The sequence below is a fragment of the Bradyrhizobium sp. JHI2711 genome (assembly GCF_056156565.1).
Genome location: NZ_JBPZPT010000001.1, coordinates 1,053,773 through 1,070,386 on the forward strand (window position 1 = coordinate 1,053,773; position 16,614 = coordinate 1,070,386).

At 65.0% G+C, this 16,614-nt stretch carries 15 protein-coding genes; 6 read left to right on the plus strand and 9 right to left on the minus strand.

Annotation, left to right across the window (positions count from 1 at the left end; all coding sequences use genetic code 11):
* Window positions 1–7: 7 nt before the first annotated feature.
* Complete coding sequence (locus tag ACTEK7_RS05090; RefSeq protein WP_036000546.1) at window positions 8–628, minus strand: GNAT family N-acetyltransferase; 621 nt, start codon at window positions 626–628, stop codon at window positions 8–10.
* Window positions 615–1,232 carry a hypothetical protein gene (locus ACTEK7_RS05095; protein WP_036000548.1) on the minus strand — a complete coding sequence of 206 codons (618 nt, stop codon included), beginning with the start codon at window positions 1,230–1,232 and terminating at the stop codon, window positions 615–617. The genes ACTEK7_RS05090 and ACTEK7_RS05095 overlap by 14 nt, the downstream gene beginning before the upstream one ends.
* A 68-nt stretch (window positions 1,233–1,300) precedes the next feature.
* On the opposite strand from ACTEK7_RS05095, the gene ACTEK7_RS05100 reads away from it, so the two are divergent.
* Entirely contained in the window at window positions 1,301–2,341 is a 1,041-nt protein-coding gene (locus tag ACTEK7_RS05100; RefSeq protein WP_225146669.1) for a LysR family transcriptional regulator, read from the plus strand.
* A 17-nt stretch (window positions 2,342–2,358) separates the two neighbouring features.
* Here ACTEK7_RS05100 and ACTEK7_RS05105 read toward each other — a convergent pair whose 3' ends face one another.
* The gene (locus ACTEK7_RS05105; RefSeq protein WP_225146668.1) at window positions 2,359–3,525 is read right to left on the minus strand and encodes an autotransporter outer membrane beta-barrel domain-containing protein; all 1,167 of its coding nucleotides are present in this window, start codon (window positions 3,523–3,525) and stop codon (window positions 2,359–2,361) included.
* A 379-nt stretch (window positions 3,526–3,904) separates the two neighbouring features.
* Here ACTEK7_RS05105 and ACTEK7_RS05110 point away from each other — a divergent pair, with 379 nt between their 5' ends.
* Window positions 3,905–4,111 (plus strand): cold-shock protein, encoded by a 207-nt coding sequence (locus tag ACTEK7_RS05110; protein ID WP_027576280.1) that lies wholly within the window; start codon window positions 3,905–3,907, stop codon window positions 4,109–4,111.
* A gap of 87 nt (window positions 4,112–4,198) precedes the next feature.
* On the opposite strand, the gene purN is transcribed toward ACTEK7_RS05110, so the two are convergent.
* Together purN and purM are read right to left on the minus strand one after the other, a co-directional pair.
* Window positions 4,199–4,852 (minus strand): phosphoribosylglycinamide formyltransferase, encoded by a 654-nt coding sequence (gene purN / locus ACTEK7_RS05115; RefSeq protein WP_225146786.1) that lies wholly within the window; start codon window positions 4,850–4,852, stop codon window positions 4,199–4,201.
* Between the two features lie 14 nt (window positions 4,853–4,866).
* Window positions 4,867–5,940 carry a phosphoribosylformylglycinamidine cyclo-ligase gene (purM, locus tag ACTEK7_RS05120; RefSeq protein ID WP_036000563.1) on the minus strand — a complete coding sequence of 358 codons (1,074 nt, stop codon included), beginning with the start codon at window positions 5,938–5,940 and terminating at the stop codon, window positions 4,867–4,869.
* Between the two features lie 156 nt (window positions 5,941–6,096).
* Here purM and ACTEK7_RS05125 point away from each other — a divergent pair, with 156 nt between their 5' ends.
* The 4 genes from ACTEK7_RS05125 (at window position 6,097) to ppx (ending at window position 11,252) form a co-directional block, all read left to right on the plus strand.
* A complete protein-coding gene (locus ACTEK7_RS05125) occupies window positions 6,097–6,639 on the plus strand; it encodes a CDP-alcohol phosphatidyltransferase family protein (RefSeq protein ID WP_057028980.1) in 543 nt (180 codons plus the stop codon).
* A gap of 92 nt (window positions 6,640–6,731) precedes the next feature.
* The gene (locus tag ACTEK7_RS05130) at window positions 6,732–7,409 is read left to right on the plus strand and encodes a P-loop NTPase family protein (protein ID WP_057029312.1); all 678 of its coding nucleotides are present in this window, start codon (window positions 6,732–6,734) and stop codon (window positions 7,407–7,409) included.
* A gap of 135 nt (window positions 7,410–7,544) precedes the next feature.
* Window positions 7,545–9,734 carry an RNA degradosome polyphosphate kinase gene (locus ACTEK7_RS05135; protein WP_225146785.1) on the plus strand — a complete coding sequence of 730 codons (2,190 nt, stop codon included), beginning with the start codon at window positions 7,545–7,547 and terminating at the stop codon, window positions 9,732–9,734.
* A 15-nt stretch (window positions 9,735–9,749) separates the two neighbouring features.
* Window positions 9,750–11,252 carry an exopolyphosphatase gene (gene ppx / locus ACTEK7_RS05140; RefSeq protein WP_225146667.1) on the plus strand — a complete coding sequence of 501 codons (1,503 nt, stop codon included), beginning with the start codon at window positions 9,750–9,752 and terminating at the stop codon, window positions 11,250–11,252.
* Window positions 11,253–11,256: 4 nt separating this feature from the next.
* Here ppx and ACTEK7_RS05145 read toward each other — a convergent pair whose 3' ends face one another.
* From ACTEK7_RS05145 to ndk, 4 genes are all read right to left on the minus strand, one after another.
* Window positions 11,257–12,381 (minus strand): PepSY-associated TM helix domain-containing protein, encoded by a 1,125-nt coding sequence (locus ACTEK7_RS05145; protein ID WP_225146666.1) that lies wholly within the window; start codon window positions 12,379–12,381, stop codon window positions 11,257–11,259.
* 117 nt (window positions 12,382–12,498) lie between these two features.
* Window positions 12,499–14,835, minus strand: a complete 2,337-nt coding sequence (locus ACTEK7_RS05150; RefSeq protein ID WP_463671651.1) for a TonB-dependent receptor — start codon at window positions 14,833–14,835, stop codon at window positions 12,499–12,501.
* Between the two features lie 345 nt (window positions 14,836–15,180).
* Complete coding sequence (locus ACTEK7_RS05155) at window positions 15,181–16,041, minus strand: TerC family protein (RefSeq protein WP_225146665.1); 861 nt, start codon at window positions 16,039–16,041, stop codon at window positions 15,181–15,183.
* Window positions 16,042–16,082: 41 nt separating this feature from the next.
* Complete coding sequence (gene ndk, locus ACTEK7_RS05160) at window positions 16,083–16,505, minus strand: nucleoside-diphosphate kinase (protein WP_036000620.1); 423 nt, start codon at window positions 16,503–16,505, stop codon at window positions 16,083–16,085.
* Between the last annotated feature and the right edge of the window lie 109 nt (window positions 16,506–16,614).

The window sequence follows — 16,614 nt, forward strand, 5'->3', positions numbered from 1 at the left end:
ACCTGTTTCAGCGGTCGGCGAGCGCGAGGTCCCGCAGCGGCGAGGTCACCGCCCGCCCGGCCGAGGCATCGAGCACGCCAGGACGGTCCCAATCGCCCTCGGGACGAATAATCACATAGGGATCGCTATCCAGCGTGATGGCGTCCGGGCCCGGCTCGATCTCCAGCAGCATCTCCGTGTAGGAGAAATCCGAGAACGTGATCTTGCGGTTGTGACCGAGCGGCTTGGCGCCGAAATGGGCCCAGAAATCGACCAGCCGGTCCTGCGCCTGGCCGTAGATCTTGCGAAAGCCCTTGCGCTTCACATAATCGACACTGGCCTGCACCAGCTTGAACGAGACGCGCGAGCGCCGATATTGGTGACGCACCGCAAGCCGCTCCACCTTGGCGAAATCGCCGAAGAAGCGCACCCGCAGGCAGCCCGCAGGCTCGTTGCCGACGAAGCCGATGAAATGCGCCGCGACCATGTCGTTGCCGTCGAACTCCTCCTCGAACGGACAATCCTGCTCGGCGAGGTAGACCGCCGAGCGGATGGCGGTCACCAGCATGAGATCGCTTGGGTCGCGCGCGAGGCGGATGGTGATGGCGCGGGAACAGGGCTTGGCGACTGGAATCCTAGTACCGTGCATCTGCAAAGCTCCTTGATTGGATGATCGCTCCCGGCATGCGCATCGGCTGTCGATGCCAGGGCCGCTCGTAGCACCAAAGGTCGGGTTGGAAGCTCGGGACGGGCGCAAAGCCTGTCGCCTTCATGATGTCGCGTCCGGCCACCGTTGACGGCTGCGCATAGCAATCCGCATCGCGAAACCTTATCTGCCGCAGATGAGCCGCGGCCTTACCGAGACCGGCGATGCCGCGGCCCGTCGCCGCGATCGCCCAGATGTAGATGGCAGCGACGTCTTCGTCTGCCGATGCGAGATAACGCGTCTCGGGCGCGGTGAGGCAAATCTCGTCGAGCAGCAGCGCGTCATGTCCGCGGTCATTGAGAAACAGGAAGGCCATGCCGCCGACGAGCTTGCCTTTGCGGCTGAATGTCAGGATGCTCTGGGGATCGAAGACGTAATATTTGGCAAGCTCCGCCGTCCCGATCTGCACGCCCGGCACCAGCCGGTGCGCCATCTCCGAAAGCGCTCCAATTTCGGAAAATTGCGCACAGCGGACGTCGACGTCCGGGCTCAGCGGCAAGGCATCGAAATCATGCCTTGCGGCAAACGTGCCCCTTTCCATACTCATGTCGCGCCTCTATCGTTCGAGGCTTTCATGCCCCGCTACGACGAGCTTAGCGGTTGGGGATCAGGAGTATGCAGCAGTTATTGCACCGGGGTGCTGCGATGATGCAGCACCGTGAAGAAGCCCTGGGCGCGTCCTGGGATGATTTGAAGCTGTTTTTAGCGTGCGCAAAATTTAAAAGTTTTCGGAATGCCGCCGAAGAGCTCGGCCTCACCTCCACCACGCTGATGCGCCGCATCGACCGGCTCGAGGACAGCATTGGGTGCAAGCTGTTCCTGCGCGACCAGAGCGGGCTGACGCTCAGCGATGAAGGCGCCGCGATGATCGCCGACGTCACGCATATGGAGCGTCATGCCTTCAACGTCTTCCGCCGCGCGGCGCGGTCCTCGAACGACACCTCGGGCACCGTTCGCGTCGCGGTGACGGAAGGCCCCGGCAATTTCTGGATCCTGCCGCGGCTGATCGACTTCCAGAAGACGTACCGCAAGATCACGGTCGATCTGCGCTGCGCGATGGAGCAGGCCGACGTCGCGCGGCTCGAATCCGATATCGCGATCCAGCTCGAGCCGCCGACCAATCCCGATCTGATCGTCGCCAAGCTCGGCCGCCTCCACATCTATCCCTTCGTCTCCAAGGAGTATGAAAGCCTCTACGGCGTGCCGGCAACGCTCGCCGAACTGAACAATCACCGCATCATCAAGCAGAGCGCGCCGCAGGTCGACGACGGCGCCTATGCCCGCGTGCTCGGGCTGAAGTCGCTCGAAGGCATCGTCGGGATCAAGACCAATTCGTCGGTGGGCGTGCTCTACGCGGTGGAGCGCGGCGCCGGCATCGGCTTCCTGCCGACGGTATCGATCGCGCTCGGTGCGCCGCTCGTTGCGGTCGATCTCGGCGTCAGCCATCACGCCGATCTCTGGCTCACCTATCACAAGGAGTTCCGCAGCTCCGAGCGGCACAAGATCGTGGTCGACTGGCTGAAGAAGATCTTCGATGCCAGGACCTATCCCTGCTTCCGCGACGAGTTCATCCATCCGAACGCGCTGGTGCCGATGATGACGGCGGCGCGCGAGGGCTTTGGCCTGGCGGGATACGTGGCGACGGCGCCGACTTAACGCAGGCGAGCGTCAGCTCACCATTTGTATTCGAAGCCGAGCGTGCCCTGGTGCGAGGTGAGCTCGTTGCGAAATTTGCCGTCGTAATTGACGTAGAGCCTCGCCACGTTGGTCAGGCTGAGCGAAGCCGAGGCGCCGGCATCCGCGCCGTAACGGCTCTCGCCGATGCCGGGGACGATGACGTTCTGGGCGCCCAGACTGACCTGGATGGATCCGAGGTCCTGGTGGAAATTGTCGACGAACTTGCCGTAGGCCGAGAGGTCCAGGATCTTCTGGTCGATGATGAAATAGCGGCCGACCTCGGCCCCGATCATGATGCGCGCGCGCGAGAGCGCCGACGAGCCGACGTTGAGCGGATCGAGCCCGCCGGTCTCCTGGAACGCGGCGCTGGTGGCACGCACATATTCCAGCGCGCCCTTGGGCACGATGCGCATCTCGTCCTTGGTCCAGTAATAGCTGATCTCGGTCAGCGCGCCGTCCACGGCGGCGCGATAGCGCGCGGTCGCAAGGCCAAGGCCGGTATCGCGGCTGGAATGGACCTTGCCGAAGCCGTGCACCACGGCAAAGGCCCAGGTCCACGGGCCCTTGTCGACGGAGCCGCTGAAGCCGAGCTGGGTGAGATCGAGGGTTGCGGATTGCAGCGCCAGCGGCACGTCGATGTCGGTGTGGCTGTGGTCGACGGAGAATCCGATGTTGACGCCGGGTGCGAGCCGCGCGCCAAAGCCGGCAACGCCGCCGAAGGTCTTGCGCTTGTCGCCGACGAAGTCGCCTTGCGCTTCGGTGCGAACCGACAGGCCATAGCCCTCGAACCAGGTGCGATAGCGCGGATCTTCCGCAGCCACCGAGGCGCCGCCGCCGCCCGGATTGGTGCGGAACGCCCGGCTGACGCCGCCCGAAGCCTGATTGCCGAGCCGCTCCAGAAAGCCTGAGCCGAAATTGAGCATGCTGTTGCCGGCTGACTGATTTTGATTGGTCGAGGTCGGCGACGGAATCGGGGTCGGTGACGGCGTGGGTGTCGGCGTGGGCGTCGGGGTCGGTGTGGGCGTGCTTTGCGCGAAGCCGGGGCTCACGGCCGCCATCGTCACGACCAGGGCAAACGCCATCGCAAGCGCAGCCGCGATCCGGCGGACGCAGTCCAACCCGATCGTCTGCCGTGTCCCGGAGAGCTGCGCGGCGCAGCGCATGCGATGAATCCCGAAAGCGAAGTGGCGGGCGCGCAAAAATGCAACACGGTCTGCGGCGCTTGCGGCGATTTGGGCCGAACTGCCACGAGGGGTCAACCGGTTGGCGCATAACGGCCGAGGCTATTGCACCGATTGTGGTTCTGCTGCCACAGGTCGCAAATTGCGCTTGAAGGCACCCGGCTTGGTCTTGAAATCCGCGCGCGGCTTGCTAGCCGGCGAATTTCATGTTGCAATAACGTTCACAATCGGAATTGGCCGTTTGCTGTGCGTTTCGCGACATTGCGCCTCAAGACTCGAACAGACTTCCGGGAGCCCGTTTGTGGCGTGGCACGCGAAAAAGCGGCCGCGTCGTTTTTATATCTAGTGGAGGAGACGAGCGATGCCGCAAAAGGGCACCGTCAAATGGTTCAACCCGACAAAGGGCTATGGGTTCATCAAGCCGAATGGCAGCGACAAGGACGTGTTCGTCCACATCTCCGCCGTCGAGCGTGCCGGACTTTCCACCCTCAACGAGAACCAGGTGGTTGAATTCGACCTCGTGGAGAACCGCGGCAAATCATCCGCGGAGAACCTCAAGGTTTCCTGATGTCTCTCGCGGCATGCGAGCGATCATGACGTTGCCCCCGGCTCTGCCGGGGGATTTTGTTTGTGGCGCCGAAACGGCGACGACTCTTCAGCGCGCCACCGGCGCGACCAGAAAATTCTCCGACGCTGCGCTTCCCGCCGTCCTGCAGACGTCGCCCTCGATACGGACCTTGCCGGTCGCGAGCAGCCGCAGCGCCTCGGGATAGATGCGGTGCTCGACCTCGAGGATGCGCTCCGACAGCGTCTCCGCGGTGTCGTGGTCGCTGACGGGAACCGCGCCCTGCATCACGATCGGGCCGGCATCGGTCTCGGGAATGACGAAGTGCACCGTCGCGCCGGAGAGCTTGACGCCGGCGCGCAGGGCCTGGCCGTGCGGGTCGAGGCCGGGGAACGATGGCAGCAGCGAGGGATGGATGTTGAGCATCCGCCCGTACCAGGCCTTGGTGAACTCGGCCGTGAACAGGCGCATGAAGCCGCCGAGACAAATCAGCTCGATGCCGTGCTTGTCGAGCGCGGCCTGCAGCACCGTCTCGAAGCCGGCGCGGTCCTTGCCGAACGGCTTGCTTTCGATCACCTCGGTGGTCACGCCGCTCGCCCGGGCGCGTTCGAGGCCGGGCGCATCCGCCTTGTTAGAGATGACGAGCGAGATCTCCGCCGGGAAATCCGCGGCGGCGGCTGCCCTGATCAGCGCAGCCATGTTGGAGCCGCGCCCGGAAATCAGGATGGCGACGCGGCGCTTCATCACGGCGCCAGTCATTATAGCGCCATGTCGAGGTGGCCGTTATAGACGACGCGGTGCTCGCCCTCGGCCGGAATCACGGTGCCGAGCTGCGCCACGGTCTCGCCTGCGTCGGTGAAGACTTCGACGACCTTGTCGACCTTGTCGGGCTCGACGATCGCGATCATGCCGATGCCGCAATTGAAGGTGCGCAGCATTTCCAGCTCGGCGATGCCGGCTTGGGCCGCCAGCCATTTGAACACCGGCAGCACCGGCAGGCGTGCCAGGTCGATGCCGACACCGAGATGCTTCGGCAGCACGCGCGGGATGTTGTCGGTGAAGCCGCCGCCGGTGATGTGGGCGAGCCCCTTCACCGCCCCGGTCTCGCGGATCGCGCGCAGGCAGGATTTGACGTAGAGCCTGGTCGGCGTCAGCAGCGCGCCGCCGAGCGTCATCACCGGCGCGAACGGCGCCTGCGCCTCGAAGCCGAGGCCCGACTGCTCGACGATCTTGCGGACCAGCGAGAAGCCGTTGGAATGCACGCCGGACGAAGCGAGACCGATCACGGCATCGCCCGCGGCGATGTCCTTGCGCGGCAACAACGTACCGCGCTCGGCGGCGCCGACGGCAAAGCCGCCGAGATCGTAGTCGCCGTCCTTGTAGAGGCCGGGCATTTCGGCAGTCTCCCCGCCGATCAAAGCGCAGCCGGATTCGCGGCATCCCTCCGCAACGCCCGCGACGATGGCGGCCGTGGCCTCGGGGTCGAGCTTGCCGCAGGCGAAATAGTCCAGGAAAAACAGCGGCTCGGCGCCCTGGACCACGAGGTCGTTGACGCTCATGGCGACGAGGTCGATGCCGATGCCGCCATGCAGGCCGGTCTCGATCGCGATCTTGACCTTGGTACCGACACCGTCGGTCGCGGCCACGAGGACCGGATCCTTGAAGCCGGCCGCCTTGAGGTCGAACAGGCCGCCGAAGCCGCCGATCTCGGCATCGGCGCCCGGCCGCGCGGTGGCGCGCACCATCGGCTTGATCAGGTCGACCAGGCGGTTGCCCGCGTCGATATCGACGCCTGAATCGGCGTAAGTGAGGCCGTTTTTGCGGTCGGTCATGCCCGATTTCCAGTGGGTTTGCGGCTGGTTACGTTGAATTCCGGGGACGCGCAATGGCTCGCATGGCGCTCCCCGCTATACTATGTAGACATATCAACCGGTTCAGCCTGCAACGGGCCGGATTTGAGGTCAGAACCGGTGCCGGGAAGCGCTTTCGTGAGTATTCCGAATATCATTACCTTGGGCCGCATCATGCTGGTCCCGATCATCGTCTGGGCCATCGTGTCGAGCCAAATGGAGGTGGCGTTCGCCGTCTTCCTGATCGCCGGCATCAGCGATGCCGTGGACGGCTTTTTGGCCAAGCGCTTCAACATGACGAGCGAGCTCGGCGCCCTGCTCGATCCGCTCGCCGACAAGGCGCTGCTGGTCTCGATCTACATGGCGCTCGGCATCTGGGGCGCGATCCCGCGCTGGATCGTGATCCTGGTGGTCTCGCGCGACATCATGATTGTCGCCGCCGTGATCGTGTCCTGGTTGTTCGACCGGCCGGTCGAGATGAAGCCGTCGAAAGTCTCCAAGCTCAACACGGTGGCACAAGTGGCATTCGCAGCTTTGGTGCTGGCGGCGCTTGCCTTCGGCTTCAAGCCCGCGCCTTATGATGTCATCCTGATGGGTCTCGTCACGGTCTTCACGCTCTCCTCCGTGTCGCTCTATCTCGTCGAGTGGCTGCGGCACATGAGCACGATCGAGGCCAAATGAGCGGGGAAGCAGCCCAGCAAAAGGCCAAGTCCCGCACCATCAAGTCGAATCTCTACAAGCGGGCCGGCGCGCCGGCATGGAGCAGAGCAAGCGTGGCAGGCCGCGTTCATCCCCGACAATTGGCGTTTGCGCTTCCGCATGCGGAGAGCCTCAGCCGGGACAACTTCCTCGAAGGCCCCGCCAATGCGGCCGGTCTAGGCCTCATCGACGGCTGGCCGGAATGGCCGAACCGGATCATGTGGCTGGCGGGCCCGGAAGGAAGCGGCAAGAGCCATCTCGCCGCGATCTGGGCCGAGGAAGCCGGCGCCCGCTCGACCACCGCCAATGCGCTGACCGCAATGGACGTGCCCGGCGCGCTCGCCACCGGCGCGCTGGTGGTCGAGGATCTCAAGGCTGGGGACTTCGACGAGCGTGCCCTGTTTCACCTGATGAACCTCGCCCGCGAGGACGGCGCCTACGTCCTGTTCACCGGCCGCGAGGCGCCGGCCGCGCTTCCGATCGAGCTTCGCGACCTGCGCTCGCGCCTGCGGGCCGTTCCGGCGGTCACGCTGCTGCCTCCCGACGACCAGCTGTTCCGCGGCCTCATCGTCAAGTTCTGCGCCGACCGCCAGCTCAATGTGGACGAGAGCGTGGTCGGCTACCTCGCGACGCGCCTGGAGCGGTCCTCGGCTGCCGCCCGGCGGGCCGTCGAGCTGCTCGACAGCGAAGCCCTACGGCTCGGCCGTCCCGTCACCCGGGCGCTGGCCGCTGAGCTGCTCCGGGACGCCTGACAAGCTCGCGGGCCCGCTTGACGCGGCGCGGGGGCGGAACATCAATGTCATCGAAACGTCATCGCTCTAACACATGCTCCCGCCGATTTTTGCGCTTGAGTCGCAATTGGGGTGAACTGGATGGACCGACTTCTGATGGACTCTGCGCAAGCTGTTGAAACGAAAGAGAAAGCCCCGGAAACCGAGAGCCTTCCGGCGATCGCGTCCAGTCCCGAGCGGTTCATCAATCGCGAGCTGTCCTGGCTGCATTTCAATCGCCGCGTCCTGGAGGAATCAGTCAATCCCAGCCACCCCGTGCTGGAGCGGGTGCGATTCCTGTCGATTTCGGCCAATAACCTCGACGAGTTCTTCATGGTTCGCGTCGCCGGCATCAAGGCCCAGGTCCGCGAGGGCATCGCCGAGCGCAGCCCCGACGGCCTGACGCCGTCCGAGCAGCTGGCGCTGATCAACCGCACCGTCTCCCAGCTCGCCTCCGACCAGCAGGCGATCTGGCGCGACCTGCGCGCCACGTTGGCCGAGGTCGGCATCGTGCTGGTCGACGGCAAGGACGTCACAAGGGCGGAACGAACCTGGATCGAGGACTACTTCCTCCACAACGTGTTCCCTCTCCTGACCCCGCTGGCGATCGATCCGGCCCACCCCTTCCCGTTCATTCCGAGCCTCGGCTTCACCATCGCGCTGCAGCTCACGCGCGCCGCGGACGGCAAGCAGATGAACGCGCTGATCCGCATGCCCGGCAAGATCGACCGCTTCATCCGCCTGCCGGCGGATGGCACGGTGCGCCTGATCTCGCTGGAGCAGGCCACCGCCCTGTTCATCAACCGCCTGTTCCCCGGCTACAATCTGCACGGCCAAGGCGCCTTCCGGATCATCCGCGACTCCGAGCTCGAAATCGAGGAGGAGGCCGAAGATCTCGTCCGCCTGTTCGAGACCGCACTGAAGCGCCGCCGCCGCGGATCGGTGATCCGGCTCGAGATCGACGCCAAGATGCCGGAGCAGCTGCGCAGCTTCGTGCAGCACGCGCTCTCCGCCGCCGACGACGAGATCTTCCTGGTCGACGGCGTGCAGGCGATGAACGAGCTCTCGCAGCTCACCCGCCTCGACCGGCCCGACCTCGAATTCACCCCTTACGTGCCGCGCCACCCCGAACGCGTGCGCGAGCATGGCGGCGACATCTTCGCCGCGATCCGGCAGAAGGACCTGATCGTCCACCATCCCTACGAATCGTTCGACGTGGTGGTGCAATTCCTGCAGCAGGCCACGCGCGACCCCGACGTCGTTGCGATCAAGCAGACGCTCTACCGCACCTCCAACAATTCACCGATCGTGCGCGCGCTGGCCGAAGCGGCCGAAGCCGGCAAATCAGTCACCGCGCTGATCGAGCTGAAAGCGCGGTTCGACGAAGAAGCCAACATCCGCTGGGCACGCGATCTCGAACGCGCCGGCGTGCAGGTCGTCTACGGCTTCCTCGAATTGAAGACGCACGCGAAGCTCTCGATGGTGGTGCGCCGCGAGGGCGGCAGCCTGACGACCTACGTCCATACCGGCACCGGCAATTATCACCCGGTCACCGCGCGCATCTACACCGATCTCTCCTACTTCACCTCGGACCCGACGATCGGCCGCGATGCCGCGCGCGTGTTCAATTTCATCACCGGCTATGCCGCGCCGAGCGATCTGGAAAAGATGGCGGTGTCGCCGCTGACCTTGCGCAAGCGCATCATCGAGCACATCCAGGGCGAGACCGCACATGCGCGGCATGGCCGTCCCGGCGCGGTCTGGATGAAGATGAACGCGCTGGTCGATCCTGATATCATCGACGCGCTCTACGAGGCCTCGCAGGCCGGTGTCCAGGTCGAGCTCGTGGTGCGCGGCATCTGCTGCCTCAGGCCCGGCATTCCCGGTCTGTCGGAGAACATCCGCGTCAAGTCGATCATCGGCCGCTTCCTGGAACATGGCCGAATCTACTGCTTCGGCATGGGCCAGGGACTGCCGAGCGCGAAAGCGGCTGTGTATATCTCGTCCGCCGACATGATGCCGCGCAACCTTGACCGCCGCGTCGAGGTGCTGTGTCCGCTGCAAAATCCGACGGTGCATCAGCAGGTTCTCGAACAGATCATGGTCGCGAACCTGAAGGACAATGAGCAGAGCTGGCAGTTGTTGCCGGATGGGTCTTCAACGCGTATGAAGACCGCGAAGGGCGAGGAGCCTTTCAACGTCCACAACTACTTCATGACGAATCCGAGTCTGTCTGGCCGTGGAAAGTCGCTCAAGGAATCCTCGCCGCGTCGTCTCACGCGCCGGAACGAACGTCATCAATCCTGATCGGGGGTTTGCGACGTGAAGCGGCCGCGCAAGCGCGGCTCGAGCGTCGCGGTTATCGACATAGGCTCCAACTCGGTCCGCCTCGTCGTCTACGAGGCGCTGGCGCGCAGCCTGATCCCGATCTTCAACGAGAAGACGCTGTGCGGCCTCGGGCGCGAGGTGCAGAGCACGGGCCTGCTCGCGCCCGACGCCATCGACAAGGCGCTGACCTCGCTGAAACGGTTTCGCGCGCTGTGCCGGGTGATGAAGGTCGGACGCGTGTTCGCGATCGCGACCGCCGCATGCCGCGACGCCTCCAACGGCCCCGATTTCATCGCCAGGGCCGAGCGGATCTGCGCGGTGAAGATCGAGATCCTGTCGGGCTCGCGCGAAGCACGACTGTCCGCGCTCGGCGTGATCTCCGGCATCCACCATCCAGACGGCATCGTCGGCGACCTCGGCGGCGGCTCGCTCGAGCTGATCGACGTGCGCAGGAACGCCGTACGCAGCGGCGTGACGCTGCCGCTCGGCGGCCTCGCACTGCAGGACCTCGCCCACAAATCGCTCAAGCGCGCCGACCGCATCGTGCGCGAGGAGATCGACGGGGTCCAGTTACTCACTGCCGGCCGCGGTCGCACCTTCTATGCCGTCGGCGGCACCTGGCGCGCGCTCGCGCGCATCCACATCATCCAGAGCGGCTATCCGCTCCAGGTGATGCACGGCTATTCCATTCCGGCTGCCGAGGCGCTCGACTTCTCGCGCCGCCTGCGGCGCCTCGCCGCCGCCGACATGCTTGCCGACATCGAGATCGTCGCCGATGCGCGGCGCCCTCTCCTCACCTATGCGGCGCTGGTGCTCGAGCACATCATCCGCGTCGCGAAGCCAAAGAACATCGTGTTCTCCACCTTCGGCGTGCGCGAGGGCCTGCTGCACGAGAAGCTGCCCGAGACCGAACGCAACAAGGACGGGCTGATCTGCGCGGCGGAGGAGCTGAACCAGCTGCTGTCGCGTTCGGCCAGGCACGCGCGCGAGCTGATTGCCTGGACCGACCGCTTGGTGCGCGTCGTCAAGCTGCGCGAGACGGAAGTGGACCGCCGCCTCCGCCACACCGCGTGCCTGCTCTCCGACATCGGCTGGCGCGTGCATCCCGATCATCGCGGCGAGCAGACGCTCAGCCTCGTCGTCAACGGCAATTTCGGCGCGATCACCCACACCGAACGCGCCTTCGTCGGCCTGTCGGTGTTCTATCGCTATGCCGGCCTCAGCGAGGAAAACCAGCCGCCGGTCACCACGCAGGAGCTGCTGACGCCGGCCCAGCTCGAACGCGCGCGCCTCCTGGGCGCTGCGTTCCGCGTTGCGCATCTGATCTCGGCCGCACGTCCCGGCGTCCTGCCAGCCACGCATTTCCGCAGCCAGGGCCGCAAATTGATGCTGGTGTTCGAGCACCGGCTCGGCGACCTCGTCGCCGACCGCGTCGGCAGCCGCTTCCGTCAGCTCGCCCGCCTGGTTGGCCGCGCCGGTTCAATCGTCAGGCGCTGACCTCTCAGCCGGGCCTCATCCTCCCGGGCCGTCTCTTGAGCCACATCATCGCGCCGCTGACGAAGAGGACTAGCGGTGCGAAGCCGGCCGCGAACACCAGTAGGCGTCCTGCGAATCCGAACGTCGCGCCATTGTGGAGCCAGAGCTGCTCGGCCAGATAGCGATCCCCCATCGACATGGTGCCCGGCGTGCGGTCGTGCACCACAGCGCCGCTCCACGGATCGAGCCAGATCGCTCCACGCGACCGCACCGCGGGATCAGCTCCATCAGGACGGAATTGCACCCGCCAGGTGTTGCGCGTTGCGGTCGGCGGATTGAGCATGGCGACCGTCGCACCGGGCTTGACCTCTTGCGCGCGTCGCATGATCGCGTCAGGTGAGAGCACCGGCGTCCCTGCCGGAGGCGGCATTTCGACTCGCGGCGAGCGATCAGGCGTCGGCTGCGACACGAGGCCGACGATGGGCCGCACCAGGTCGGGAAAAACGATGCCGACGCCGGTGATCGAGATCAACAAGAGCACGGCCAGCGCCCAAAAGCCTGCCGCACCGTGAAGGTCCAGAACAAATCGAAGCAGCGAGACGTTCTTGCGCACCGAGATCGATCGCCAAAATCGCCCCGGCTTCGGCCACCAAAGGAAGAGACCCGAGACCGCCAAGCCGAGCAGCACGAACCCGGCCACGCCGACCAGTTCCTTGCCCCAGAACTCGTAGAGCAGCAGCGTGAAATGGAGACGGTAAACCTTGAGCGCGAACGCGTTGGCGTAGTCACGCTGCCCGAGCACCTTGCCGTTGGAAGGATCGACCATAGTCGTCCACCGGTTCGGGTAGCTGCCTGGCGTGGTCTCGTGCGAATGGATCACGATCCAGACCGGCCAGGTCCGGTCTGGCGCCAGGATCGTCGCGATCGGCGCGGGATCCGCTGCCGCGGCGGCGTGCATCACCTCCGCTAACGTGACGCTCTGCTCCGGACCGGCGGGCGCATAGAGCGCCGGATTCAGGGCGACATCGATCTCCCGGTAGAAGACGATGAAGCTTCCAGTCAGGCCGATCAGCACCACGACGATGCCGCCGATCAATCCGAACCAACGGTGCACCCACAGCAGCGCGCGCTGCACGCGTCCGGGCATCATCCTGGATCGGGCGGGCGCCGAGCCGCCTCGACGTGGCGCCCTGATTGTTTGGTCCATTCAGAGCACCCGTCGTCTGCGCCTGATCCAGCTCCGCAGCCGGCCCGAGGAGGCCAAAGCTCAGAAGTCGGTCGACATCGACAAGAGCAGGGTTCGGGGCGAGCCTTGCGCTAGCGCAGAGAAGCTCGCGACGCCAGCCCAGTAGTTGGTGTCGAACACATTCTGGACCAGGGCCCGAACCGTCACTGGCCGGTTGTTGATGCGCGTGGTGTAGCGCGCGCCCAGATCGAGCCTCGTCCAGGCCGGAACAACCTGCGTGTTTGCCCCATTCAGATATTGGTGCCCGGTATAGATGGTGTTGGCGACCAATGTCAGCCCTGGTGCGAACGGGGTGTCCCATTCGGCGGACAGATTGGCCTGCACCTCGGGCACTCCGATCGGCGTCTTGCCGAAATTGGCCAGCGTGCTCGTCTTCGTCAGCTCCGCATCGATCAATGTCACGCCGCCAAGAACGCGAATGCCCGGCTGCACTTCTCCAAACACGGTGAATTCCACGCCGCGATTGCGCTGCTCCTGATCAGCCCGGAAGACGTTGCCGGCACCCGTCTGCCCCGACGGCTTGGTGATCTCGAACAGGCTGATCGTGGTCGCGAGCGTGCCGAAATCGACCTTGACGCCTGCTTCCTTCTGCTTGCTCAAATACGGCGCAAGGACCTCGCCCTGATTTGCGGCCGTCGTCGGCGCGGTGTCGCCCTTGCTGAGCCCTTCGATATAGTTGGCGTAGAGCGAAACGTTGCTCCAGGGCTTGACGACCACGCCGACCATCGGTGTGAACGCCGTCTGGTCATAGGCCGAGCTCACGGCGCCCGTGGTGGTGTTGTAGTTGTTCGACCTAACGCCCTGCTGCCTCACGCCGACCGTCAGCTGAAGCCGCTCCTGGAGAACCGACATGGTGTCCGCCAGCGCAATGCCGGTCAGCTCGGTGTCCGACAGCCGCGGCACGGTCGCGGGAGCCGCAACGAACTGCTGGGGACGGGCGATCGGCGCATAGATGTTGGACGACACTGCCGTGCCGTTCACCGAGCCCCGCGAGATCTCATCCCCGTAGTAGCTCCCCTGCAAGCTCACGGCATGACTGATCGCGCCAGTCTCGATCCGGGCCCGCACGCCGACGTCGGCCACGTTCCTGTCGATGTCGAACTTGAACCGTCCCGGGGTCGACGTGGTGTTGCCGGCCGCATTCAGGATCGTTGGCGTCCCGAACAGACGGTCGACCTGGGTCCTGCCGCCTCCGACATCTGCAAACACCGTCACGGCGTCAGTCACATCGTACTCGGCGCGCGCCAGAAGCGAATTGTCGTGAACCTTGGCGAATTCCCAGGCCTGGGTGACATTGCGCCGTCCGACCGGCGCGGTCGGAACGGCCACGCCGGTTGCGACCAGGAACGGTCTCGTCGGCGCGTCGAACTTTTCCTCCTGCTCGATGAAATCGAGCGAGGCCCTGAACTTCTCGCCGCGATAGTCGAAGGCTGCAGAGCCGACATGCGCCTCCCGCGTCTGGTTGTCCAACGGCGTATCGCCGTTGTGATAGCTGCCATTGACGCGAATACCGAATTCGCGATTTTCACCGAACCGCCGGCTCACGTCGAGATGTGTGCCGAGCTGGGTGTTCGACGCGTAGTCGGTCGTGACGCGCGTGAGATCGATGTCCCCGGCACGCTTCGGCACGATGTTGATGGTGCCGCCGACACTACTGTTCGGCGCCATGCCGTAGAGCAGCGCCGTCGGGCCCTTGATGATCTCGATGCGTTCGACGTAATCGGTGAACACGCGGTAGTTCGGTGCAACGCCGTAGACGCCGTTGAAGGCGATTTCTCCGACATTGCCCTCCCCGATCGGAAAACCGCGGATGAAGAAAGAATCGAAAATGCCGCCGGGTTGGCTCCCCAAGCGGACTGAGGGATCGTTGGTGACGACATCGGCGACGGTGACGGCCTGTTGATCTTCGATCTTCTTCGCCGTGTAGCTTGTGATGTTGAAGGGCGTATCCATGAAATCCTTGTTGCCGAGCAAACCGACCTGGCCTCCACGTGCCACCTGCCCGCCTGCGTAAGTCCGCGGCAGTGCACCGGGCCTCGCAGCCGTCGGGGTCGCTTCCGCCTGCAATTTAGCCCGCTCGTTCGCGGGCGCGCCGCGGCCCGCCCTCCTGACTGGATTGGCTCGTGAACGCGCGCGCGGCTTCGGCGCGTCTGCGGTGACGGTCACCGCCGGCAACGTGCTTCCCCCCGCGGCCTGGGGCGCAGCGCTCTGCGCGCTGCTGGCGTGCAGGACGCCGTCGCTGCACAAGGCAATGGAGACCACGGAAACCGTGAAGGCTCTCGGGCTGGTGCACGTCAGAAGCGTCTTGATGCGAGCGGCAAGAACGGCAACAGGACGAGAAAACACTTTCGACGACATCGCACCTTCCGATTTCATGAACATGAACGTCGGGGCGAGGTGCCGTGGGAACCCTCGTCGAGTCAACGAAAGCACCCATGAATCTCAGTAGTTTATAATAAGACAAGGTCTAAATCGCGTGAGGGTTGCGAACGACCACTCTCCACGCAACGCCCGCGCGCACGCGCGCGCGACGCGAGCTCTCGCGAAGCGTGATGCGCGCCGGTCATACGAATGCAATGATGGGAGGATTCGGACGAACCCGTGGCCGGTGATCGCTCGCGTCCTGCCAACGCGGGAAGCGCCCCAGTGATGTGGACGCCTCTCATCGCTGGAGGGGCGGCCGCACCGATGAGCGCTTCAACGTCACTCCGCGGAGGCCTTGGCGTGCCGTTCGGAGGATTCGAGGGCGGCCGCGGTGAGACTGCGCCGGCGCCAGATGGTGCCGACCACCAGCACGACGACGACTCCGATCACGGCACAGAAATACTCGCCGCCGGCCCCGCCATGGCCGAATTGCGGCGGGATGCGCGAGACCCCGAGCATGGCGTCGAGCGAGGCGCCGAACGGCCCCTCGAACAGCGCGTGCAGCCGCGGCGTGACCCCGGGATCGGTCGCCATCACCTCGCCCGCGATCCAGCCGAGCAGCGCCGCACCGGCCCAGACCAGCACCGGGAGCTTTGTGAGCAGTGCCATGATCAGCGCGGCGCCGGCGACGATCAGCGGCACGCTGATGGTAAGGCCGAGGATCAGCAGCGGCACGCTGCCATTGGCCGCGGCAGCGACAGCAATGACGTTATCGAGACTCATGACGATGTCGGCCACCACGACGATCTGGATGGCGTGCCACAGATGCGCGGCAGCGTCGACGTCGTTCTCGTCCTCGTTCTCCGGCACCAGGAGCTTTGCCGCGATCACGATCAGCGCAAGGCCGCCGACCAGCTTGAGGTACGCCAGCTCCATCAGGGTGGCGACGATGCCGGTGAAGATGATCCGGAGCATCACCGCTGCGCCGGCGCCGAAGATCATGCCCCAGAGCCGATGCCGCGGCGACAGACCGCGGCACGCGAGCGCAATCACCAGCGCGTTGTCGCCGGAGAGCAGGATGTTGATCCAGATGATCTTGCCGACCGCGATCCAGAAAGTCGGTGCGGCCATCTCGTTGCGGAACTGGGTAAAGAAGCTCCCGATCGTAGCGGGATCGAAGATCTGCCAGAGCCAGTCCACAATGAGTCCCTTCGCCGGTCGCCTCTAGTCTGCCGACTGGATCAGCCGACGATCTCGTTACCCGAGAAGAACTGCGCGATCTCGATCGCGGCGGTCTCCGGCGCATCCGAACCGTGCACCGAGTTCTCGCCGATCGACTTGGCGTAGAGCTTGCGCACGGTGCCCTCGGCAGCCTTGGACGGATCGGTCGCGCCCATCACCTCGCGGTACTTGGCGATCGCGCCCTCGCCTTCCAGGACCTGAACCACGACCGGGCCGGAGGTCATGAATTCGACGAGCTCGCCGAAGAAGGGGCGCGCCTTGTGGACGGCATAGAAGGTCTCGGCCTGCTCCTTGGTCATGCGGATGCGCTTCTGCGCGACGATGCGCAGGCCCGCCTTCTCGATCACGGCGTTGACTGCGCCGGTCAGATTACGCTCGGTCGCGTCGGGCTTGATGATCGAGAAAGTGCGTTCGATGGCCATGATCTTGTCCTTGGGGAGAAAGCGGGGGTTCGGGGTTGCGGGGCTTATATCGGCGCCTTTGCCGGACGGCAAGCGACCGCGGAACAGCCTCATAGGCGGTTTCCGCGAG